Annotated in this window: 16 protein-coding genes; 1 reads left to right on the forward strand and 15 read right to left on the reverse strand. The window is 54.9% G+C overall.

All coding sequences use genetic code 11. The features are described 5' to 3' along the window. Positions 1-313: 313 nt before the first annotated feature. From DDA898_RS14470 to lrhA, 15 genes are all read right to left on the reverse strand, one after another. A complete protein-coding gene (locus tag DDA898_RS14470; protein ID WP_081639253.1) occupies positions 314-2,497 on the reverse strand; it encodes a multicopper oxidase family protein in 2,184 nt (727 codons plus the stop codon). A gap of 409 nt (positions 2,498-2,906) precedes the next feature. Further along, entirely contained in the window at positions 2,907-4,364 is a 1,458-nt protein-coding gene (gene nuoN, locus DDA898_RS14475; protein WP_038911546.1) for an NADH-quinone oxidoreductase subunit NuoN, read from the reverse strand. 6 nt (positions 4,365-4,370) lie between these two features. Then, positions 4,371-5,906: an NADH-quinone oxidoreductase subunit M gene (gene nuoM, locus DDA898_RS14480; RefSeq protein ID WP_038911547.1), complete on the reverse strand. Its 1,536-nt coding sequence runs from the start codon at positions 5,904-5,906 to the stop codon at positions 4,371-4,373. 96 nt (positions 5,907-6,002) lie between these two features. After that, positions 6,003-7,853 (reverse strand): NADH-quinone oxidoreductase subunit L, encoded by a 1,851-nt coding sequence (gene nuoL / locus DDA898_RS14485; RefSeq protein ID WP_013318699.1) that lies wholly within the window; start codon positions 7,851-7,853, stop codon positions 6,003-6,005. Continuing rightward, positions 7,850-8,152, reverse strand: coding sequence for an NADH-quinone oxidoreductase subunit NuoK (nuoK, locus tag DDA898_RS14490; RefSeq protein ID WP_012769142.1), 303 nt, complete (start codon positions 8,150-8,152; stop codon positions 7,850-7,852). Before nuoK ends, nuoL begins: the two co-directional genes overlap by 4 nt. Continuing rightward, positions 8,149-8,700, reverse strand: a complete 552-nt coding sequence (gene nuoJ, locus DDA898_RS14495) for an NADH-quinone oxidoreductase subunit J (protein WP_013318701.1) — start codon at positions 8,698-8,700, stop codon at positions 8,149-8,151. Before nuoJ ends, nuoK begins: the two co-directional genes overlap by 4 nt. 10 nt (positions 8,701-8,710) lie before the next feature. Further along, positions 8,711-9,253, reverse strand: a complete 543-nt coding sequence (gene nuoI, locus DDA898_RS14500) for an NADH-quinone oxidoreductase subunit NuoI (RefSeq protein ID WP_013318702.1) — start codon at positions 9,251-9,253, stop codon at positions 8,711-8,713. A gap of 16 nt (positions 9,254-9,269) precedes the next feature. After that, on the reverse strand, positions 9,270-10,244 hold the full coding sequence (gene nuoH, locus DDA898_RS14505) for an NADH-quinone oxidoreductase subunit NuoH (RefSeq protein ID WP_013318703.1): 975 nt from the start codon (positions 10,242-10,244) through the stop codon (positions 9,270-9,272). Beyond that, complete coding sequence (nuoG, locus tag DDA898_RS14510; RefSeq protein ID WP_038912597.1) at positions 10,241-12,967, reverse strand: NADH-quinone oxidoreductase subunit NuoG; 2,727 nt, start codon at positions 12,965-12,967, stop codon at positions 10,241-10,243. The genes nuoH and nuoG overlap by 4 nt, the downstream gene beginning before the upstream one ends. Positions 12,968-13,081: 114 nt before the next feature. Beyond that, the gene (gene nuoF, locus DDA898_RS14515; RefSeq protein WP_013318705.1) at positions 13,082-14,431 is read right to left on the reverse strand and encodes an NADH-quinone oxidoreductase subunit NuoF; all 1,350 of its coding nucleotides are present in this window, start codon (positions 14,429-14,431) and stop codon (positions 13,082-13,084) included. Continuing rightward, a complete protein-coding gene (gene nuoE / locus DDA898_RS14520; RefSeq protein ID WP_038901613.1) occupies positions 14,428-14,958 on the reverse strand; it encodes an NADH-quinone oxidoreductase subunit NuoE in 531 nt (176 codons plus the stop codon). Before nuoE ends, nuoF begins: the two co-directional genes overlap by 4 nt. A 2-nt stretch (positions 14,959-14,960) precedes the next feature. Continuing rightward, positions 14,961-16,760 carry an NADH-quinone oxidoreductase subunit C/D gene (gene nuoC / locus DDA898_RS14525; RefSeq protein ID WP_013318707.1) on the reverse strand — a complete coding sequence of 600 codons (1,800 nt, stop codon included), beginning with the start codon at positions 16,758-16,760 and terminating at the stop codon, positions 14,961-14,963. A 117-nt stretch (positions 16,761-16,877) separates the two neighbouring features. After that, a complete protein-coding gene (locus tag DDA898_RS14530) occupies positions 16,878-17,552 on the reverse strand; it encodes a NuoB/complex I 20 kDa subunit family protein (RefSeq protein ID WP_012885398.1) in 675 nt (224 codons plus the stop codon). Between the two features lie 19 nt (positions 17,553-17,571). Further along, on the reverse strand, positions 17,572-18,015 hold the full coding sequence (locus DDA898_RS14535; RefSeq protein ID WP_013318708.1) for an NADH-quinone oxidoreductase subunit A: 444 nt from the start codon (positions 18,013-18,015) through the stop codon (positions 17,572-17,574). 636 nt (positions 18,016-18,651) lie between these two features. Beyond that, positions 18,652-19,602: a transcriptional regulator LrhA gene (lrhA, locus tag DDA898_RS14540; RefSeq protein WP_038902731.1), complete on the reverse strand. Its 951-nt coding sequence runs from the start codon at positions 19,600-19,602 to the stop codon at positions 18,652-18,654. 1,333 nt (positions 19,603-20,935) lie between these two features. Between lrhA and DDA898_RS14545 the strand changes: the two genes are divergently transcribed. After that, complete coding sequence (locus tag DDA898_RS14545) at positions 20,936-22,150, forward strand: pyridoxal phosphate-dependent aminotransferase (protein ID WP_013318712.1); 1,215 nt, start codon at positions 20,936-20,938, stop codon at positions 22,148-22,150. Positions 22,151-22,159: the final 9 nt, after the last annotated feature.

Raw genomic sequence — 22,159 nt, forward strand, 5'->3', positions numbered from 1 at the left:
CAAAATAATGTGACTTTCATCACGAAAAAGTTGAAATAGCATTCCTTATCCATTATTATCAAAAACGTGATGAACATCACACAAAACCTCAACCACGATAATGGAGACAGCACATGAACGCATTCATCAATTTCTTCAAAAAACTGGGCGACATCTACGTAAGCTACTGCGAACGCATCGGTTCCATCATCAGCCCGTTTTAACATGAGCGCCGTAGACTAAAAGCCGCCACACTCATCCTGGCGGCTTTAGTTTTTTCAGCCCCTTCCGGCAATATCCCGCAGTTTTCTCCATCCCTGTATCTGATTTCTGGTCACTTCGCTGGCGCGGTTTGGTTCCTCTGCGTTTGCGGCAGCACAATCTCGACATTTTGCATCATTCCCTTATCCTCATGGTCCAGAATGTGGCAATGCAATACGAATTCACCGATATAACGCTGATAGCGGGTTCTCAGCAGAATGCGGTAATAGTTTTGCGGCGTGCTAGTCAACTGGCCGGGCAACAGGTTGGTTTTGACGAAAATCGTGTCTTTCCACTGCCCTTTCAATCCGGCAAACTGGCTGTCGCCATCGGCTTCCGTGACGCCGGGCAGGCTGACATCACGCCCTTGAGGGTCGTAAATCGCGACAATCTGGAACGGATTCACATGGATATGAAATGGATGACTGACGCTGTACGAGCGCAGTTCCCATTCTTGCGACGCCCATAGCGGCAACTTTATATCGATGCGGTTAGGATCATAAGCCTTTATCTGTTTCGGTAACCACACACCGTTAACTTTTTCGACGCCAAAATCGTGACCAATGGCGAAGATGTTTGCTTTATTCGGCTGTGTGCCTCCGGCAAAAAAGACGATTTTCTGTTTTGGCTGACCGGCAATCTCTTCATCACTCACATCCCTTGTATGCGGAGCGAACCGGGTGAGATAGATCTGGTTATCATCACGATTCAGGTCATGAATGATCTCCTGCCGAACCTCCTCCGGCATCAGCTTTTGCGCCGAATAGGTCAGCTTCCGTCGTAAGGCCGGCACAAAATCCTGCACCGCAATATTGTCCGTCCCGGATACGGAAACAAACCCCAGCAAACTGTTGCCCTGAGCGTTACCGGTAATACTGCCGGTCATAGACTGGGATGGCTGGATCATGCAATAACCGCCCGCTTGCGGAAACATCGCCAGCAAATCATAGCGGTACCCCGGCTGTAACGTTACCTTATCCGCCGTCAGCGAATGGGACATGGTTAGTCCATCAGCGGCGACCACCTGGAAAGGCACTTTTTCACCAGAACAGAGTTCGTTAATCAGCGCACCCACGTCCTGACGGCGTAAATTGCCCAGATACGCCTTGCGATGCAATTCGTTAAGACTCTGACCCGCTTTTATCTTACGGAATTCCAGATTGATGGTTTCCCGCACCCCGGCGTGAATCAGCCGCCAGCGCTCTACCTGCCCGGCGGTGGCTTTAAAGGTAGGCAGCACCACGCCGTTGATGCTGGTCCAGCGGCCGGACGCCTGCCAGGTGCCGGGGCCAAACTGATCGTAACTTTCAATCACGCCGGTCTCATTCGGGCGGCACTCCCAGTTGATATTGCCCTGCTTATCCCGCTTCAGCTTCCCGTCCTTTCCTAAACAAGCGTACTGGATCTGCTGGAACAATACGGTGTGCTCAGGGAACGGCTTCTGAGTATCGGGGTCAATCAGCAGTGTATCCAGATCGCCATTCGACGATGCGGTAGGTTTGCGGTCACCGTGAATGATCAGCGCTCCCGCCATGCCGCTGGAAACCTGCAACGCGGTAGAGCCATGCCGGTGTGTGTGATACCAAAGCGTGCCGGCCGGAATATCCTGCGAGAAGTTGTACTGGTATTCAAAGCTGTTGCCCGGATTCACCGACAGCAGCACATTGTCGCTGTTGCCTGCCGGGCTGATCCAGGCGCCGTGGGCATGCAGGTTGGTACCATTAAAGCAGTGAGGCGGATCAAACAGTTTCGATGACGATCTCGAATCGTCCGCCGCTGGTTGTGCCATGCCGGTATGAGTCGGCATCGACATCTTCCCGTTCTCCATCTGATGCGGCTGACAACTGCTATCTACCGGCAAATTGTTCTTAAGCAGGATACGCACCGTATCGCCGGGCATGACATCAATCTGCGGCGCCACAAACGGCGCCCCGATAACCGGCTGCCTGTCCGTACTGCCGGTGTATCCCCGTAAATGCACCTTCTGGAAACGGTTTTGCGACGGATCATAAATTTTCCCATCCACATACCCGACATCCAATTCATAATATTTTTCTCTGTTTCCCTCCTGCACCCCACTAAAATGATTCTGCAATAGCGACCTGGTCAGTCGCTGCAAATGCGGCGGATTTTCAAATAGAAAAGCAGCTTCTTTATTTTCATCCAGCGTCTTCTCATTTTCTGCCGATGGGCCATCGGCATGGCTATCAAATACCACCAATGTCAGCAGGAAAATAAAAATATCCCGACATGTCACTCTGTATCCAACCTTGTCATATGTTGCCATTTCACCATCCCCTTTGACCTAACCCATTTCATTATTCATTGAATTTATTAAATAAAATGACAAACCCTCTTTATTTCGCCAACTTATCGCTGAAGGACTGTAAATAAAAAAAGATCTTGTCATTATTTCCTGACTGGAAACGTCTGGGGGAAGGTAAATAACGCGTTCATTATGGGCAATCAGATATTTTCCTAAACCCATCCAGGACACTGTATCGATATTTTTCTGTAAAAATAGATATCCGATAAGCGATTAAAAAGCAGAGGAATTAAGAACCAGATGCATGATTTGGAAACAGAATCGCGGAGGTGAAAGCGAACAAACAGTAATAGCAAAAAAGCCGCGATAATTCGCGGCTTTCAGTATGCCAAGAGAGGGATTACATCAGTGGCTGCGCCAGTTGCACCAGCGAAATCAGCGGCTGCGGATAGAGGCCCAGCAGCAACACCAACACGGACGAAATCAGTACCACAACACCGCCGGCGGTCAATGCCCAGTTATTCGGCGTATCACGGTTCAGGGTTTGCGGCGCGCTCAGGTACAAACTTATCAAGACACGCAGGTAGTAATACAGACCGATGGCGCTGCCTACCACCACTGCCGCACTCAGCCACCACAGGTGCGCATTCACGCCTACCGCCAGCACGTAGAATTTGCCGAAGAAGCCCAGCGTCATCGGAATACCCGCCAGCGACAGCATCATCACCGTCATCACTGCGGACAGGATCGGCTTATGCCAGAACAGACCGCGGTAAGAGAACAGCGAATCCGCATCCGGACCCCGATACGGGCTGGACATCAGGCTTACGACACCAAACGCGCCCAGGCTGCTGAACAGGTAACCGGCCAGATACACGCCGATGGTTTCCAGCGCCAGTTGCTGAGTCTGCACCGCAATCAGCGCCACCAGCAGGTAACCCAGATGCGCGATGGACGAGTACCCCAGCAGACGCTTGATGTTGCTTTGCGCCACCGCCATCAGGTTACCGAACAGGATCGACGCGAAAGCGATCACGCCCAGCGTGGTGCGCACCGATTCAGCGTCCACCAGCGGTGCGTACAGGAACAAACGCATCATAGCACCGAAGATGGCGATCTTGCTGGCGGTCGCCAGGAAGGTGGAAACCGGCGCCGGCGCCCCCTGATACACGTCCGGCGTCCACAGATGGAACGGCACCAGCGACAGCTTGAAGCCCAGCCCGACCAGCATCATACCCAGGCCGACCAGCAACAACGGCGCATGCAACTGGTGGTCATTCAGGCTTTTGCCGAGACTGGCGAAGCTCAGGCTACCGGAATCGGCATACACCAGCGCCATGCCGAACAGCAGGAACGAGGACGCGGCGGCGGACAGCAGCATGTATTTGATGGCTGCTTCCAGCGAACGCTTCTGACGGAAGGCATAGCCCACCATACCGAACAGCGGCAGGGAAATCAGTTCGATGCCGATAAAGAACGCCGCCAGATGGTTGGCGCTCGCCAGCAGAATGCCGCCCAGCGCGGCAATCAGCACCAGCAGATAGAACTCGTCTTTATTGTCCGGATAGCCTTCCAGCCACGGGTAGGCGAAAGTACTGGTCGCCAGGCTCGCCGCCAGCACCAGGCCGGTGTAGAACATCGAGAATCCGTCCACCCGGATCAGCGGGGTGACATCGGTCGGCCCAACCTGGCCGACCAGATACAGCGATAACAACGCGATGTTCAGGCCGATGACCGTCAGCGTAGCGTTGACAAAATGGTTGCGTCGCCACGCAATGCACAGCATCACAACCACGACTGTCAATCCGACGATTAACAGTGGCGATATCGCGATCAGTTGTTGAGGAGTTATTGTCATGGCGAATTACAGCCCTGTCGTTGAAATTGTTGAACCCTGAACCGATGACGTAAACCATTGCTGGATATTGGCCATCGCCGCGCTGGATGTATCCAGGATTGGCTGCGGATAAACGCCCAGCAGCACCAGCAACACCACCAGCAGCAGAATGAGCGACAGTTCGCGCGCGGTCATCCCCTGCAGCGGCGCGTCCGATTTAGCGGCGCCGTAGAAAGCGCGCTGCATCATCACCAGCGAATAAACGGAAGCGAACACCAGACCGAAGGTTGAGATCACCGTAATCACCGGCACCACCGGGTAGCTGCCGAACAGAATCATGAATTCGCCGACAAAGTTACCGGTCCCCGGCATCCCCAGCGTGGCTACCGCGAAAAACAGCGACAGCGCAGGCAAATAGCGAATACGTCCCCACAAACCGCCCATCTGACGCAAATCGCGGGTATGCAGGCGTTCATACAGCTGACCGCAAATGATGAACAGGCCGGCGGCCGACAGACCGTGGGCAATCATCTGCACCACCGCGCCCTGATAAGCCAGTTGACTGCCGGAATAGATGGCAATCATCACAAAGCCCATGTGCGACACCGAGGTGTAAGCGATAAGGCGTTTGATGTCGGTCTGTTTGAACGCCATCCAGGCGCCGTAGAAGATACCGATAACGCCCAGCCACATGGCGATAGGCGCAAAATCGTGGGAGGCATTCGGGAACAGCGGCAGGCTGAATCGCAGCAGACCGTAGGCCGCGGTTTTCAGCAGGATCCCCGCCAGGTCCACTGAACCTGCGGTCGGCGCCTGACTGTGCGCATCCGGCAGCCAGCCATGCAACGGCACCACCGGCATTTTCACCGCGAAAGCGATGAAGAAGCCCAGCATCAACGCATATTCCAGACCGTAGGACATCGGCGTTTTCAGCAGACGGGAGTAATCGAAGGTCCATTCGCCGGTGGCATTGTGGTGCGCGAACACCAGCGCCAGAATGGCGATCAACATCACCAGACCGCTCGCCTGGGTGTAGATGAAGAACTTGGTCGCCGCCGCGATACGGGTCTTGCCATCCGAGCCTTTGTGTCCCCACAGTGCGATCAGGAAGTACATCGGCACCAGCATCATTTCCCAGAAGAAGAAGAACAGGAACATGTCGATGGCCAGGAAGACGCCAATCACACCGCCGAGAATCCACAGCAGGTTGAGATGGAAGAAGCCCTGATAGCGTTGAATCTCACGCCAGGAACAGAGGATCGCCAGCACGCCCAGCAGGCCGGTCAGCACCACCATCAGCAATGACAGTCCGTCCAGCGCCAGGTGAATCGAGATACCGAAACGCGGAACCCAGTTCAGCACGAACTCCGACTGCCATTGCGGCAGGCCCGTCGGTGTCGCCAGCGAAAAGCTGCCCTGCAGCCACAACTGCAGTGACAGCGCCAGTGTCAGCCCCATGGAGATCAGCGCGATCCAGCGCGGCACGCGAGTGCCAAAACGCTCGAGCTGCCAGCACAGCAGGCCGCCGATAAAGGGGATAAGAATCAGCCAAGGTAGTAGCATGGCGTTTTGTGTCCCTAAATTAAAGAAAACGAAAAACTTGCTGCCTGCGGGGCCACTCATCACCCGGCGCCCCGCCCCTCTGCATTACCGCATCGCTTAGACCAGCAACAGCAGCGCCAGCAACACCACGGCGCCGACCCCCATTGAGGCGACATACCAGCGCACCTGCCCGTTTTCGCTGACGATCAGCGTACGGTTGCCCCAGCGGGTCAGGATGGCCGGAATGTTCATCAGCGCATTGAGCGGGTCACGCTGCAGCAACGTCGCAATAGCCAGATACGGTTTGACGAAGACCTTGTCATACAGCCAGTCGAATCCCCACGCATGGAACCACCATGTCGAGAAGAAACGACCCGGCGCGCTGTTGGCGATGCTCGTCACCAACTGACGTTTGCCCAGCCACAATGCGGCCGCCAGCAGAATACCGGCAATCGCCACCACGCCGGAGGCGATTTCCAGCGTCATGACCTGACCGTGCTCAAGCTCGGTCGTGGCCGGCAGTACGCCGTGCAGCGGCAGCGCAATCTGAGCGCCGACAAAGGTGGACAGCACCAGCAGCACCAGCAACGGCAGGTGATGGGAAATCCCCTTGCCTGCGTGGGCTTTGGTTTTTGCTTCACCATGGAACACGATAAAAATCATCCGGAAGGTGTACAGCGATGTCATGAACGCCCCCACCAGACCGGCAATCACCAGATTAATGTGACCGTTGGCCCAGGCACCGGCCAGAATTTCATCCTTACTGAAGAAGCCGGCGGTGACCATCGGCAACGCCGACAGCGCGGCGCCGCCCACCAGGAAGCAGGCATACACCAGCGGAATGGTTTTACGCAGACCGCCCATCTTGAAGATGTTCTGCTCATGATGGCAGGCCAGAATCACCGAACCGGACGACAGGAACAGCAACGCCTTGAAGAACGCATGGGTCATCAGATGGAAGATAGCGGCATCCCATGCCTGCACGCCAAGCGCCAGGAACATGTAACCAATCTGGCTCATTGTCGAATAGGCCAGCACGCGTTTGATATCGGTTTGCACCAGCGCGGCGAAACCAGCCAGCAACAGCGTGACGGCACCCACATTAGCAACCAGATTCAGCACATCCGGCGCCAGCAGGAACAGGCCGTGGGTACGGGCAATCAGATACACGCCCGCGGTCACCATGGTCGCGGCGTGGATCAATGCGGAAACCGGCGTCGGACCAGCCATCGCATCCGCCAGCCAAGTCTGCAACGGCAGCTGTGCCGATTTACCGACCGCGCCACCCAGCAACATCAGCGTCGCCCAGGTGATCGCCGGGGAGCCTTCAGCCAGATGCTGCGGCGCCAGTACCATCAGATCGCGGAAGTTCAGCGTACCCAGCTCGCGGTACAGGATAAACAGCGCGAACGCCAGCAGCACGTCGCCCACGCGGGTCACGATGAACGCTTTCATCGCCGCGGCGCCGTTATTCGGGTTGGTGTAGTAGAAACCGATCAGCAGATAACTGCACAGCCCCACCCCTTCCCAACCGAGGTACATCAGCAGCAGGTTATCCGCCAGCACCAGTACCACCATGCTGGCGATAAACAGGTTGGTGTAGGCGAAGAAGCGGGAGTACCCCTCTTCACCACGCATGTACCAGGAAGCGAACAGATGGATGAAGAAACCCACGCCGGTCACTACCGACAACATAGTCAGCGACAGGCCGTCCAGCGCCAGCGTAACGCCGATGTCGAACTTGCCGACCGTCATCCAGCTCCATAGGTGCTGACTGAAGAAGGTCACCCCGCCAGGCTGTTGCTGGCTGAGAAAATCCACCACGACTCCGCCAGTCACCAGCGCAGCCAACCCAATAGACCCCACACCGACGGTGGCGGAAACATTTTCCGACCAGCGCCCGCGAGAGAAGGCCAGCAACAGGAATCCGATCAGCGGAAACAGAATTGTTAAATAGAGTAAGTTCATCCGCGCATCTCACTGACAGTATCAATATTCAGGGTCTGACGGCGGCGATACAGCTGGAGCAGCAGCGCCAGGCCAATACTGGCTTCGGCCGCGGCCAGCGTAATAGCCAGGATATACATCACCTGACCATCCGGTTGCCCCCAATAGCTGCCGGCGACCACGAAAGCCAACGCCGCGGCGTTAATCATGATTTCCAGACAGATCAGCATGAACAGCAGATTGCGACGAATCACCAACCCGGTCAGCCCCAGCACGAAGAGGATGGCCGCCAGCAGCAAGCCATGTTGTAGCGGAATCATGCGCGTTCCTCCGTTGTTTTCTTGTCGGCATCCTGATCTTTGGCAATCAGCTCTCCGCGCTTGTCTTCACGACCGATGTGGAAAGCCACGACTAAGCCGGCCAGCAGCAGCATCGACGCCAGCTCCACCGCCAGCACATACGGCCCGAACAGGCTGATGCCGACCGCTTTGGCATCAACGATATTGCCGGCGATGTTCTGGCCGGTGACGCTGAGGATCCCTTTGACGATGATCGCCAACAGAATCAGGGACAGCACGCCCGGCCCCACCCATACGCTGGGTTTCAGCCACAGTTTTTCCTGCTCATCGACCGAATTGCCGAGGTTCAGCATCATCACCACGAAGACGAACAACACCATGATGGCGCCGGCGTAAACAATGATCTCCAGCGCCCCGGCGAAATACGCGCCCAGCGAGAAGAACACACCGGCAACCGCCAGTAACGAAACAATCAAATAAAGTAATGCATGTACTGGATTGGTGTGGGTAATGACACGTAACGTCGCCAGTACCGCAATAATCGCAGTCGCATAAAAAGCGAATTCCATGCTTGGCTCCTTAGGGCAGCAGGCCTTTAACGTCAATGGGTTTGGCTTCGTTTTCGGCTTCGCCCTTCTCTTTCCCATCAACAGCCATACCGGCCATCCGGTAGAAGTTGTATTCCGGATATTTACCCGGCCCCGAGATCAGCAGATCGTCTTTTTCGTACACCAGATCCTGACGCTTGAACTCACCCATTTCGAAATCGGGGGTCAGCTGAATCGCCGTCGTCGGGCAGGCCTCCTCACACATACCGCAGAAAATGCAGCGGGAGAAGTTGATGCGGAAAAACTCCGGATACCAGCGGCCATCCTTCATTTCCGCCTTCTGCAGGGAGATACACCCTACCGGGCAGGCCACGGCGCACAGGTTACAGGCTACGCAACGCTCCTGTCCGTCCGGATCGCGAGTCAGCACGATGCGGCCGCGAAAACGCGGCGGCGGATTCACCGGCTCTTCCGGATACATTTTGGTTTCACGCTTTTTAAACGCGTTGGAACCCACCATGCAGATACTGCGTACCTGGGTGCCGAAACCAATCAAAAGTTCTTTCAGTGTCATGGTTTATTCACCCCTATCAAGCGTTGTACAGAATGACCGCGGCGGTCGCCAGCAGGTTCAGCAGCGTCAGCGGCAGACACACCCGCCAGCCAAACGCCATCACCTGGTCATAACGCGGACGGGGCAGCGAAGCACGAATCAAGATGAACATCATCATGAAAAACGCCGTCTTCAGCGCAAACCAGACGAACGGCGGCAGGAAAGGTCCGTGCCAGCCACCGAAGAACAGCGTCACGATCAACGCGGAAACCGTCACGATACCGATGTATTCGCCAACGAAGAACAGACCGAACTTCATCCCGGCGTATTCGATATGGTAACCATCCGCCAGTTCCTGCTCGGCTTCCGGCTGGTCGAACGGATGACGGTGACACACCGCCACGCCGGCGATCGCAAAGGTAATAAAGCCGAAGAACTGCGGGACGACGTTCCACACCGTAGACTGCGCATTGACGATATCGGCCATGTTGAACGAGCCGGCCTGCGCCACCACCCCCATCAGGGACAAACCGAGGAACACCTCATAACTCAACGTTTGCGCAGAAGCACGCACCGCACCCAGCAGCGAGTATTTGTTGTTACTGGACCAGCCGGCGAACAGCACGGCATAAACCGCCAGGCCCGCCATCATCAGGAAGAACAGCACCCCGATGTTCAGATTGGCCACCTGCCAGGTCGGGCTGACCGGTACGATGGCGAACGACAGCAACAGTGAAGTAAAGGCAATCACCGGCGCCAGGGTGAAAATCACCTTGTCGGCGAACGGCGGCGTCCAGTCTTCTTTGAAGAACATCTTGAGCATGTCCGCCACCAGCTGCAGCGAACCGCCCCAGCCCACGCGGTTAGGCCCGTAACGCCCCTGGAACAGCGCCAGCAGACGGCGCTCCCCCATACTCATGAGCGCGCCGCAGCTCACCACGACCAGCAGAATCACGATCGCTTTGCCGACGGTGGCCAGGATGTCCAGTACTTCCGGAGTCAACCAATTCATTGCGCAGCCTCCCGCAGCATTTCAACGGTCGCGCCCGCCAGTACCGGAGCAATCCCCGGAAAGCCCAGCGGCAAACCAACCTGGCCCTGACGCAGCTCAGTGCTCAGACGCACCGGCAGACGCAGCGTCTGACCACCACAGGTGATGTCCAGCAACGCGCCGGCATTGACGCCCAGCAAGGCGGCATCGGCCTGATTCACTACCGCGCAGGCCTGCGGCATACGCTGCTGGATAACGCCGGAACGCTGTGACAACTCGTCGCTGCCGAACAGATTGTAGTAAGGCGCAACCTGCCACTGCCCCTGTTGCGGAGCGAACGGCGCCGGAATCTGGCTGAAATACGCCAGCGAAGCGTCGCCGGCTTCGATCAGACGCACGCCCGGATCGCCGTGGCGCAAATGCCCGCCCACTTCATCCTGGAATTTGTTCCACGCCTGCGGCGAGTTCCAGCCCGGCGCCCAGGCAAACGGTACCTGTTGACGCTCGGCCAGCGGACTGTTGTTCCCTTCCATAGAGAAGGTAAACATGGTGTCACGGTCCTGCGGCTGACGCGGCTCGTGCACGCTGATGTTGGCGCGCATGGCGGTACGACCGCTGTAACGATGCGGTTCGCGCGCCAGTTTCTGCCCGTTGATGCGGAACGAGGCATCCGGCGCCGCGTCTTTGATCGCGGCCAACTGCGGCAACGCGTTAACGCAGGCGTCAATCACGTGGTCCAGTTGCGTCCAGTCCACCTGACGGCTGTTGTAGGTGATATACAGGGAATGCAGCCAGCGCCAGCTTTCCAGCATCACCACTTTGCCGTCGTAGTAAGTCGGGTCATAAACCTGGAAGAAACGCTGAGCGCGGCCTTCCTGGTTGACGAGCGTGCCGTCGCTTTCCGCAAAGCTGGCGGAGGACAGCACCAGGCTGGCCTTGTCCATGATCGCGGTGCGTTGATGGTCCAGCACAATCAGGTTGGCGGCTTTCGCCAGCGCGGCATCCACACGGGCGGCCGGCGCATGACGATACAGGTCGTTTTCCAACACCACCACGCTGTCGGCTTCGCCGGTTTCCAACTGCGACAGCGCTTCATCCAGCGAACCGCCGCCCATCATGGTTACACCGATACTGTTGGCGGAAGCGGCCACAAAGGTGATGCCGACATCCGAACCACGGCCTTTCAGCGCTTTGGCGACGTTGGCGGCGGCGGCGATCACATCATCGCTGCCCGCGTTGGTGCCGGAGATGATCAGCGGCTTGCGAGCCCCCGCCAGCGCCTGAACAATTACGTCCACTTTCTGGCTGAGGTCGGCCGGCAGATCGCTGACCGCCGGCGCGGCATTGTCGAGTGCGTGGGCAATCGCAAAACCGAGTCGTGCCTGCTCAGCCACCGGCGCGCGGTAACTCCAGGCGGCGATATCGTCCAGACGGGTGCTGTCGACGTTGGTGACGAACAGCGGATGTTTGGCGTGCTGACCGATGTTCAGGATCGCCGCAATCTGCCAGTCGGCCACTTTCTGGGCGGCCGCCATTTCACGGGCTTTGCCTTTCACCGCCTGACGTACCGCCAGCGCAATGCGCGCGCCGGTCTGGGTCAAATCTTCTCCCAGCACCAGCACGGCGTCGTAGCCTTCGATTTCACGCAGAGACGGCGTATGCACACCGCTCTCTTTCAGAACTTTCAACATCAGTTGCAGGCGATGTTGTTCCGCCTGTGAGACGCCGGTATAGAAGTTGCCGGCGCCGACCAGTTCGCGCAACGCGAAGTTGCTTTCCACGCTGGCGCGCGGTGAACCGATACCGATCACTTTCTTCGCCTGACGCAGCACATCGGCCGCGCCCTGCAACGCTTGCTCGGCATTCAGCGCAATCCAGTCATCGCCACGACGTTGCAGCGGCTGACGCGGCCGGTCTTTCAGGTTGACGTAGCCATAACCAAAACGGCCGCGGTCGCACAGGAAATAGTGGTTCACGCTGCCGTTATAGCGGTTTTCGATACGACGCAGTTCGCCATAACGCTCGCCCGGGCTGGTGTTGCAACCCACGCTGCACTGCTGGCAAATGCTGGGCGCGAACTGCATGTCCCATTTACGGTTATAACGCTCGGAATGGGTTTTGTCGGTGAAAACCCCGGTCGGGCAGACTTCCACCAGGTTGCCGGAGAATTCGCTTTCCAACACGCCGTCTTCCGGGCGACCGAAATAGACGTTGTCATGCGCGCCGTAAACACCCAGGTCTTTACCGTCGGCGTAATCCTTGTAATAACGCACGCAGCGGTAACAAGCGATACAGCGGTTCATTTCGTGGGAGATGAACGGGCCGAGATCCTGATTGTGGTGCGTACGTTTGGTGAAACGGTAACGACGGAAACTGTGGCCCGTCATTACCGTCATATCCTGCAGATGACAGTTACCCCCTTCCTCACAAACCGGACAGTCGTGCGGATGGTTGGTCATCAGAAATTCCACAATGGTCTTGCGGAACTGCTTTGCCTCGTCATCGTCAATGGCGATATAAGTGCCATCCGACGCCGGCGTCATACAGGACATTACCAGACGACCACGGGTATCTTCCGCGTTCTGGTACTGCTTGACCGCACACAGGCGGCAAGCACCGACGCTCCCCAGCGCCGGGTGCCAGCAAAAGTAGGGAATATCAAGTCCCAGAGACAGACAAGCCTGCAGCAGGTTATCCGCTCCGTCCACTTCATATTCTTTGCCGTCTACATGAATCGTTGCCATAGTCAGCATGCTTCCATAACAGCCCGCCTCAGGCGGGCACTAATCAAAAATTCTGTCTGCGGGATGAATCGGCGTTTAATCCCGGCGTGCTGCTCAACACGCCGGATTGCGCGATTACCAGCGCTGTTTCAGCAGGTTGGGCTGAATGCCGCCAATCGGTTTGGCGTTACTGACAACCTGTCTGGCGATGCCTGCCTCGAATTCGTCCCGGAAATATTTAATGGCGCTCTGCAGCGGTTCGACCGCCCCCGGCGCGTGGGCGCAGAAGGTGTTGCCCGGCCCCAGGAAACGGCACAATTGCTCCAGCGTTTCAATGTCGCCCGGCTGCCCTTCCCCACGCTCCAGCGCACGCAGAATCTTCACGCTCCACGGCAGGCCGTCGCGGCATGGTGTACACCAGCCGCAAGACTCGCGGGCGAAGAACTCTTCCAGATTGCGCGTCAGCGATACCATGTTGATTTCATTGTCGACCGCCATCGCCAGCGCCGTACCCAGACGGCTACCGGCTTTGCCGATGTTTTCGAAATCCATCGGCAGATCCAGATGCGCATCGGTCAGGAAGTCGGTACCGGCACCGCCGGGCTGCCAGGCTTTCAGCGTCAAGCCATCGCGCATGCCGCCAGCGTAATCTTCCAGAATTTCACGGGCGGTGGTGCCAAACGGCAGCTCCCACAGGCCCGGATTTTTCACCCGACCAGAGAAGCCCATCAGCTTAGTGCCGGCGTCTTTGCTCTTGCCGGCCGACAATCCCTGATACCATTCCACACCATGCTCGATGATGGCCGGCACGTTGCACAGCGTTTCCACGTTGTTTACGCAGGTGGGTTTACCCCACGCGCCGGCGGAAGCCGGGAACGGCGGTTTGGAGCGCGGATTGGCGCGACGGCCTTCCAGCGAGTTAATCAGCGCCGTTTCTTCGCCGCAGATGTAGCGACCGGCGCCGGTGTGCACAAACAGCTCGAAATTAAAGCCGGTGCCCATAATGTTTTTGCCAAGCAGCCCCGCCTCTGTCGCTTCAGCGATAGCACGGCGCAAATTAGCCGCCGCCTCAACGTATTCACCGCGCAGGAAGATATAACCGCGATAGGCTTTCAGCGCATAAGCGCCTATCAGCATGCCCTCCACCAGCAAATGCGGCATCTGCTCCATCAGCAGGCGGTCTTTGTAAGTGCCCGGCTCCATCTCATCCGCGTTACACAGCAGATAGCGGATATTCATGCTTTCGTCTTTCGGCATCAGGCTCCACTTGAGACCCGTGGAGAAACCCGCACCGCCGCGACCACGCAGGCCAGCATCCTTGACCAGAGTCACCACCTCATCCTGCGCCATGCCGGTCAGCGCCTTTTGGGCACCGGCATAACCGTTCTTGCTGCGGTATTCGTCCAGCCATACCGGCTGTTTGTCCGCGCGCAGACGCCAGGTCAGGGGATGCTGTTCAGCCGTCAGAACAATGTTTTTACTCATTGATACTGCTCCAGTAACGAATCGATATCATCAGGCTTCAGCTGACTGTGGGTGTCCTCGTCGATCATCATGGTCGGCCCCTTGTCGCAGTTCCCCAGACAGCAAGTCGGCAGCAGCGTAAAGCGGCCGTCAAATGTGGTCTGGCCGGGCTTGATATTCAGCTTTCTCTCCAGCGCCGCCTGGATCCCCTGATAACCGGTGATATGGCACACCACGCTGTCGCAGTAACGGATCACATGGCGCCCTACCGGCTGACGGTAAATCTGGCTGTAGAACGTCGCCACGCCTTCCACGTCGCTGGCAGGAATGCCGAGCACCTCGGAAATGGCGTCAATCGCGCCATCCGGCACCCAGCCACGGTGCTTCTGCACAATCTTCAGCGCTTCAATAGACGCGGCGCGCGCATCTTCGTAGTGGTGTTTTTCATGCTCGATAGCGTCGCGCTCTGTGTCGCTTAACACAAAAATATCGCTGGCGGCCTGCGCCGGAGCATCGATCGAATCCTGAGTGTTGTTATGTTCGTGCATAATTAGCGGTCCACATCTGACATGACAAAATCAATACTACCGAGGTATACGATCAGGTCGGATACCAGGCAGCCGCGAATCACCGACGGAATCTGCTGCAGATGCGGGAAGCTCGGCGTGCGGATACGGGTTCGGTAGCTCATGGTGCTGCCGTCACTGGTCAGGTAGTAACTGTTAACCCCTTTGGTGGCCTCGATCATCTGGAATGATTCGTTAGCCGGCATCACCGGCCCCCAGGAAACCTGCAGGAAGTGGTTAATCAGCGTTTCAATGTGTTGCAGCGTGCGCTCTTTCGGCGGCGGCGTGGTCAGCGGATGGTCGGCTTTGAACGGACCTTCCGGCATATTTTTCAGGCACTGTTCCAGAATACGCAGACTTTGGCGCAACTCTTCCACTTTCAGCATCACACGGCTGTAGCAGTCGCTGACGCCATCGCCCACCGGCACTTCAAAGTCGAAGTTTTCATAACCGGAGTAGGGCCGTGCTTTACGCACGTCGAACGCAATGCCGGTAGCGCGCAGACCGGCGCCAGTCACGCCCCACTCCAGCGCTTCTTTAGCGTTATAGGCAGCCACGCCTTGTGAACGCCCTTTCAGGATGCTGTTTTGCAACGCCGCCTTGACATAGGTATCCAGACGTGCCGGCATCCAGTCGAGGAATTCACGCAACAAACGTTCCCAGCCGCGCGGCAGATCGTGCGCCACGCCGCCGATACGGAACCAGGCCGGATGCATACGGTAGCCGGTAATCGCTTCCACCAGATCGTAGATTTTCTGACGATCGGTAAAGGCGAAGAACACCGGCGTCATCGCGCCGACGTCCTGAATGAAGGTACTGATGTACAGCAGGTGGCTATTGATACGGAACAGTTCGGACAGCATGACGCGGATAACGTTCACGCGCTCAGGCACCTCAATACCGGCCAGTTTTTCCACCGCCAGTACATACGGCATTTCGTTCACGCAGCCGCCGAGGTATTCGATACGGTCGGTGTAAGGGATATAGCTGTGCCAGGACTGGCGCTCACCCATTTTCTCCGCGCCGCGGTGGTGATAGCCGATATCCGGGATACAATCGACGATCTCTTCGCCGTTAAGCTGCAGAATGATACGGAAAGCACCATGCGCGGACGGGTGGTTCGGCCCCAGGTTCAGGAACATGAAGTCTTCGTTGTCGGTACCGCGCTTCATCCCCCACTCTTCCGGTTTGAAAGTCAGGGACTCCATCTCCATGTCTTCACGCTGTTTGGTCAGCACGAACGGATCGAATTCGGTGGCGCGCGCCGGGAAATCTTTGCGCAGCGGATGCCCCTGCCAGGTCTGCGGCATCATGATGCGCGTCAGGTGCGGGTGCCCTTTGAAGGTAATACCAAACATGTCCCACACTTCACGCTCGTACCAGTTGGCGTTGGGGAACAGTTTGATCAGGGTCGGCATGTTCAGATCGTTTTCCGACAACGCCACCTTCAACATGATGTCGCGGTTGCGCTCAATCGAAATCAGGTGATAGAAAACGGTAAAATCGGCATCCGGCAAGCCCTGGCGGTGGGTACGCAGACGCTCATCCACGCCATGCAGGTCATGCAGCATCACATAGGGTTTAGGCTGCTTTTTCAGAAAAGCCACTACGTCCAGCAGTTGCTCACGTTTCACCCAAACCACCGGCAGGCCGGTGCGGGTTGCCTGAACGGTAAATGCTTCCGGTCCAAAACGGTTACACAGCTCGCTGACGACCGGATCATCCTGATGATCTCGGGTTTGCCACGCAGGCAGAGCGACATCGTGCGTCGTTAAATCTGTCATAAATTATGTCACCACAGTAAACGTGCTATTTCTGTGACTGATAATGGCTACACACGATTTATCGTGATATGAATTTATCGTGATCTTACGTAGCCACTACAGCCTTCACTCACAGGGTCAAATCTCATCAGGAGAACGCAGATTGGTTACCGCAATGCGTTCTCCACGTTTACGTTCGCGCTCGGATTGCATATTGGCGCGGTAAACCCCCTGATCGCCTACCACCCATGACAGAGGGCGGCGCTCCTTACCGATGGACTCTTTCAGCAGCAACAGCGCCTGCATGTAGGCTTCCGGACGCGGCGGACATCCCGGGATGTACACATCAACCGGCAGGAACTTGTCCACGCCTTGCACCACGGAATAAATATCGTACATACCGCCGGAATTCGCACAGGCCCCCATGGAAATTACCCATTTCGGCGCCAGCATCTGGTCGTACAAACGCTGAATGACCGGCGCCATTTTCAAAAAAGGCGTACCGGCCACGACCATGAAATCCGCCTGACGTGGTGAGGCGCGGATAACTTCGGAACCAAAACGCGCAACGTCATGCACCGAAGTAAACGACGTCGCCATTTCCACGTAGCAGCAGGAAAGACCGAAGTTATAAGGCCACAGGGAATTGCTGCGCCCCCAGTTGACCATGCTGTGCAGCGACTGTTCGAGGTTGCCCATGAAAACGCTGCGATTGACATGCTGTTCAAGCGGATCGCTGACAATCTCTTGCTTCTGGAGGGGGTAACGGTCGTTCTCACCGTCCGGGTCAATGCGGGTGAGCGTATAATCCATCTTCTAAATGCCTCGCTATTTACTGCTGATGAGTGTTGGGGGTCTGAGCCACGACATTGGATTTCACGACTTGTCTTTTGGAACGCGAAGGCGTCCAGTCCAACGCGCCGATACGCACCAGATAGATCAAACCAGCCAACAACACCAAAATGAAAATTGTGGCCTCGACGAAGCCTATCCAGCCGCTCTCCCGTATAGATACGGACCAGGCATAGAGATAGAGGGCTTCAACGTCGAAAATAACGAAAAACATGGCGACCAGGTAAAACTTGGCGGAGAGGCGCAACCGCGCGGAACCAACGGAATCGATACCCGATTCATAAGGAATATTTTTGTGTCTGGCCCGGGCTCTGCCTCCCAACAGGAAGCCGCCGAGCAACATAAAGCCGCAGAGACCTACAGCAACGATAACGAATAGCGCAAAAGCCCAGTGATGGGCGAGGACTTCAGTAGTTGTTGACATACTCTTGCTTACTCATCAAAAGTGATCAGACACCTGCTCTTTTGTCGGCAGTTCGTCGCCACATCGATTAAAAGGAAGGATTTTTCGCCACAAAAACGCCACAACTTATAAGGTTAAGCAGCTGTTTAATGAGGCCTGATTCCCTGTTATGTAACCTTATTTTCAACGCCACTAAAAATAACAGCACATTACTTTACATGCACGCAGTTTCGTTAACATTTTGTGTGCAACACGTTGACTAAATCGAGTCAGTCGACCGCTTCACGTTAACGATTCCACCCGCGGAAAGCCCTTATTGGTAGGGTGACTATACCATTTTCGGCAAGAATTCCTGTTCCCCCATAGGGTTAATAGGGGTATTTTTTGATCCAGGGCACACTTTTTTCATTTATGTTAGTAAAAAAATTGCGTCGATTGCTCAACCATTAACCTTTTCATTCGATCAACATGGCTTTAAAAAAATAGAAATGCAGTTTTAATAAAAAAAGAACACAAACAGCGTATTAGGCAAAGAGAGTTCAAAGGAAGTATAGAAGTGAACAGACAAACCGTGGTGGGAAAATCAACATGGAAAAGACTGACTGAAGGATGAAAACCTAAGCCGTAGCGGGGCCTTTCACCCCGCTACGCTCGTACTCAGGTAATATCTTTTAATGATTCATCTGTCGGCGGTTCCCGCAGCTCGCTTTCGGTCCCGGTGCTAACCGGCAGCAAATGCGAACGGGTGCCGGACTCGATAGCGCTGAAAATGGCATTGGTCAGATCGTTGTCATGATCCGGATTCCTGCACAGGTAATAACGCGTATCAGGCAGTTTCGGCAAGCCTTCTTCTTCACCCAACACGCGCAGTTCCGGACTCATCATTTCTACCGAACGCACGGTAATCCCAAGACCGGCTTTTACCGCCGCGCGTACTGCGGACAGCGTAGAAGCGACATAAGAGATCTTCCACGGAATACCGGCGGCGGTCAGTTGATCCAGCGCCAGTGCGCGGAACGGACTCGGTTCATCCAGCACCACCAGCGAAACGGTCTCTCCCGGCTGATACTGATAATCAGCCGAGCAATACCATAACGTCGGTGACGTGCGCAGCAACACATGCGGCAAATCGTCGCTGTTGGACGTAGTAATGACCAGATCAATTATCCCCTGCTGCAGCATATCCGTCATTTCTGCGCTGCGTTTGATACTGACGGCGATCGACAGCTTCGGGAACACGGTGGTGACGCGTTGCAGGATGAAAGGCAGAATGGTATCCGCCGTATCATCAGACGCGCCGATAGTCAGGGTGCCCTGAATATCGCTATACATCAGCGAGGCGCAAGCCTCATCGTTAAACTGCAGGATTTTTCTGGCATACCCAAGAAACTGGATACCGTGCTCGGTCAGCAGCTTGTTTCGCCCGTGGCGGGCAAACAGCTCCTTACCAATTAACTGTTCCAGACGCTGCATCTGCTGGCTCACTGCCGACTGTGTTCTGCACACAGCCACAGCGGCGGCTGCAAACGTGTTCAAATCTGCAACAGCGACGAACGTTCTCAACAGATCGAGATCAAGATTGAGGACAGGGCGACTTGTATTTGTCATACGGTTCTTCACTTATCTATTTTAATTTTTAACAAACATACCTGGTGTTGATGTTGATGCCCCGGCAAGGGCCGGACGCACAATATAAGACGGACAGTATCGCAGACGAACGGTTACGGCAAAAGGCCATGTATATTCCTTTCTCCGAATCGCCTCTTCCCTCAAGCCTCCTTATTTAAGCATCTTATTACGTAATCAGACTTTCAAAAAGAACCTCTTTATTTATTTTAGATAATAAAATAAAAACCAAAAAAAAACCAGCCATCTCATCTCGCCGGAAAATTACAATCAAGAGATATAAGATTTTGATTGCGCTTACGTTACGATGCGCACTCATCAAAATATACGACATCTCTTATTTTTCACTTTTAACGCATACTTTGTGCATCATTGATTCTCTGATTGCTTGAAAAAGACATTACGTTTAAAACATCAGCAAATTCTTAAATCGCGCCATCCAATTTGAAATCCTGTTTTAATTCAACCATAAAAACCATCAATCCACCTGATGAATCCACTTCCCTATCCTTTCACTTCATCAAAGATAGCCATCAGACCGAATCCGGCGCCGCTCACATGCAAATACATTTAATACAGTAAGTTACTATCACTGCATGACTTAGTTTTTATGTAAAGATTAATATTATTTTGTAAATTTGTTAAATAACACGCAAGGATATCACATGTAACATAAATTTTCATGAAGTTACGCGAGGGCACTCTCTCCAGCCCCAAAATTATCTTATGAGCAGTGAGATATACCCTGCCTTTTTTATTCTTACTCCATTTTTTCCGCTATTCGTTTAAATAACTCTGTTTTTTTATTATCAGCAAGTTGGCTGCATTTTATTTTTTTGCGGACAAAATACCGTTCTCCCATTTCCCCAGAGAGAAACATTTGCTTGCTCTTCTGCCATTACCGTATTTAAAAAAAGGGTTTTTATAACCCTCAAGGCAGCGATCATTTTATGATACCGGTTTCAGCGTTTGAATCAGGTATAAAAAATACGTCAATTGCTTCGGAGATTATTCCTTTCGACCACCGTCTGAACATGATTAATGCTTCGTCATGCGATCAGGATGGATAAATTACCGACGCCAGAGGCTGTTTTATGGAGCTCGCTCTCAGTATCGGGCCGGAAATCGAAAGCACCATCACACTTTAATCACACATCATTAACAATGATGTTGTTTATCGCTCTGGCTCCGATCGCTATCTGGAACCAGCTTCACAGCTATAGTAATGATTCTTCAAAACACACGGCGGGAAGAGTACATTAGATGGGTTAGGCGATTACTCATCAGGAATGGGATCCTGTAAAAGGTTTGTTAAATGTCACCAATAGAAAAATCGAAAAAACTGGAAAACGTTTGTTACGATATTCGTGGTCCAGTACTAAAAGAAGCAAAACGGCTGGAAGAAGAAGGCAATAAGGTACTCAAACTGAACATCGGCAACCCGGCGCCTTTCGGGTTCGATGCGCCGGATGAAATTCTGGTGGATGTCATCCGCAATCTGCCGACTGCGCAAGGCTACTGCGACTCCAAAGGGCTCTATTCCGCCCGCAAAGCCATCGTACAGCACTATCAGGCCCGCGATATGCGCGACATCACGCTGGAAGACGTCTACATCGGCAACGGTGTTTCCGAACTGATCGTCCAGTCGATGCAGGCGTTGCTGAATACCGGTGACGAAATGCTGGTACCGGCACCGGATTATCCGTTGTGGACCGCGGCCGTGTCGCTTTCCAGCGGCCATGCCGTGCATTATCGCTGTGACGAAGAGTCAGGCTGGTTCCCGGATCTGGATGACATTCGCAGTAAGATCACTCCTCGCACCCGCGGGATCGTGATCATTAACCCCAATAACCCTACCGGGGCGGTATACAGCAAAGAACTGCTGCTGGAAGTGGTTGAGATTGCCCGTCAGCATAGCCTGATTATTTTTGCCGACGAGATTTACGACAAGATCCTCTACGATGACGCCCAGCATCATTCTATTGCTGCGCTGGCGCCTGATCTCTTAACCGTCACCTTCAACGGTCTGTCCAAAACCTATCGCGTAGCCGGATTCCGTCAGGGCTGGATGGTGCTGAACGGACCGAAAAAACACGCTCGCGGCTACATTGAAGGGCTGGAGATGCTGGCGTCGATGCGTCTGTGCGCCAACGTGCCGATGCAACACGCGATTCAGACGGCGCTGGGCGGTTACCAAAGCATCAGCGAATTCATTCATCCAGGCGGACGTCTGTACGAACAGCGTAATCGCGCCTGGGAATTGATCAACCAGATTCCCGGCGTATCCTGCGTTAAACCGAGCGGGGCGCTGTACATGTTTCCCAAGGTCGACGCCAAACGCTTCAACATTCATGACGACCAAAAGCTGGTGCTGGACCTGCTGCTGCAGGAAAAAGTACTGCTGGTGCAAGGTACCGCGTTCAACTGGCCGGAGCCGGACCACCTGCGTATCGTCACCCTGCCGCGTGTGGACGAGCTGGAAATGGCGATCAACAAATTCGGCCGCTTCCTGGAAGGTTATCACCAGTAGCCGGATCGA

Origin of the sequence: Dickeya dadantii NCPPB 898 (assembly GCF_000406145.1) — a bacterium.
GTDB lineage: Bacteria > Pseudomonadota > Gammaproteobacteria > Enterobacterales > Enterobacteriaceae > Dickeya > Dickeya dadantii.

Excerpts from the sequence above, each read along its gene's own strand:
- nuoN (WP_038911546.1), bottom strand. The coding sequence starts at position 4,364 with ATGACAATAACTCCTCAACAACTGATCGCGATATCGCCACTGTTAATC.
- nuoM (WP_038911547.1), bottom strand. The coding sequence starts at position 5,906 with ATGCTACTACCTTGGCTGATTCTTATCCCCTTTATCGGCGGCCTGCTG.
- nuoL (WP_013318699.1), bottom strand. The coding sequence starts at position 7,853 with ATGAACTTACTCTATTTAACAATTCTGTTTCCGCTGATCGGATTCCTG.
- nuoK (WP_012769142.1), bottom strand. The coding sequence starts at position 8,152 with ATGATTCCGCTACAACATGGCTTGCTGCTGGCGGCCATCCTCTTCGTG.
- nuoJ (WP_013318701.1), bottom strand. The coding sequence starts at position 8,700 with ATGGAATTCGCTTTTTATGCGACTGCGATTATTGCGGTACTGGCGACG.
- nuoI (WP_013318702.1), bottom strand. The coding sequence starts at position 9,253 with ATGACACTGAAAGAACTTTTGATTGGTTTCGGCACCCAGGTACGCAGT.
- nuoH (WP_013318703.1), bottom strand. The coding sequence starts at position 10,244 with ATGAATTGGTTGACTCCGGAAGTACTGGACATCCTGGCCACCGTCGGC.
- nuoG (WP_038912597.1), bottom strand. The coding sequence starts at position 12,967 with ATGGCAACGATTCATGTAGACGGCAAAGAATATGAAGTGGACGGAGCG.
- nuoF (WP_013318705.1), bottom strand. The coding sequence starts at position 14,431 with ATGAGTAAAAACATTGTTCTGACGGCTGAACAGCATCCCCTGACCTGG.
- nuoE (WP_038901613.1), bottom strand. The coding sequence starts at position 14,958 with ATGCACGAACATAACAACACTCAGGATTCGATCGATGCTCCGGCGCAG.
- nuoC (WP_013318707.1), bottom strand. The coding sequence starts at position 16,760 with ATGACAGATTTAACGACGCACGATGTCGCTCTGCCTGCGTGGCAAACC.
- DDA898_RS14530 (WP_012885398.1), bottom strand. The coding sequence starts at position 17,552 with ATGGATTATACGCTCACCCGCATTGACCCGGACGGTGAGAACGACCGT.
- DDA898_RS14535 (WP_013318708.1), bottom strand. The coding sequence starts at position 18,015 with ATGTCAACAACTACTGAAGTCCTCGCCCATCACTGGGCTTTTGCGCTA.
- lrhA (WP_038902731.1), bottom strand. The coding sequence starts at position 19,602 with ATGACAAATACAAGTCGCCCTGTCCTCAATCTTGATCTCGATCTGTTG.
- DDA898_RS14545 (WP_013318712.1), top strand. The coding sequence starts at position 20,936 with ATGTCACCAATAGAAAAATCGAAAAAACTGGAAAACGTTTGTTACGAT.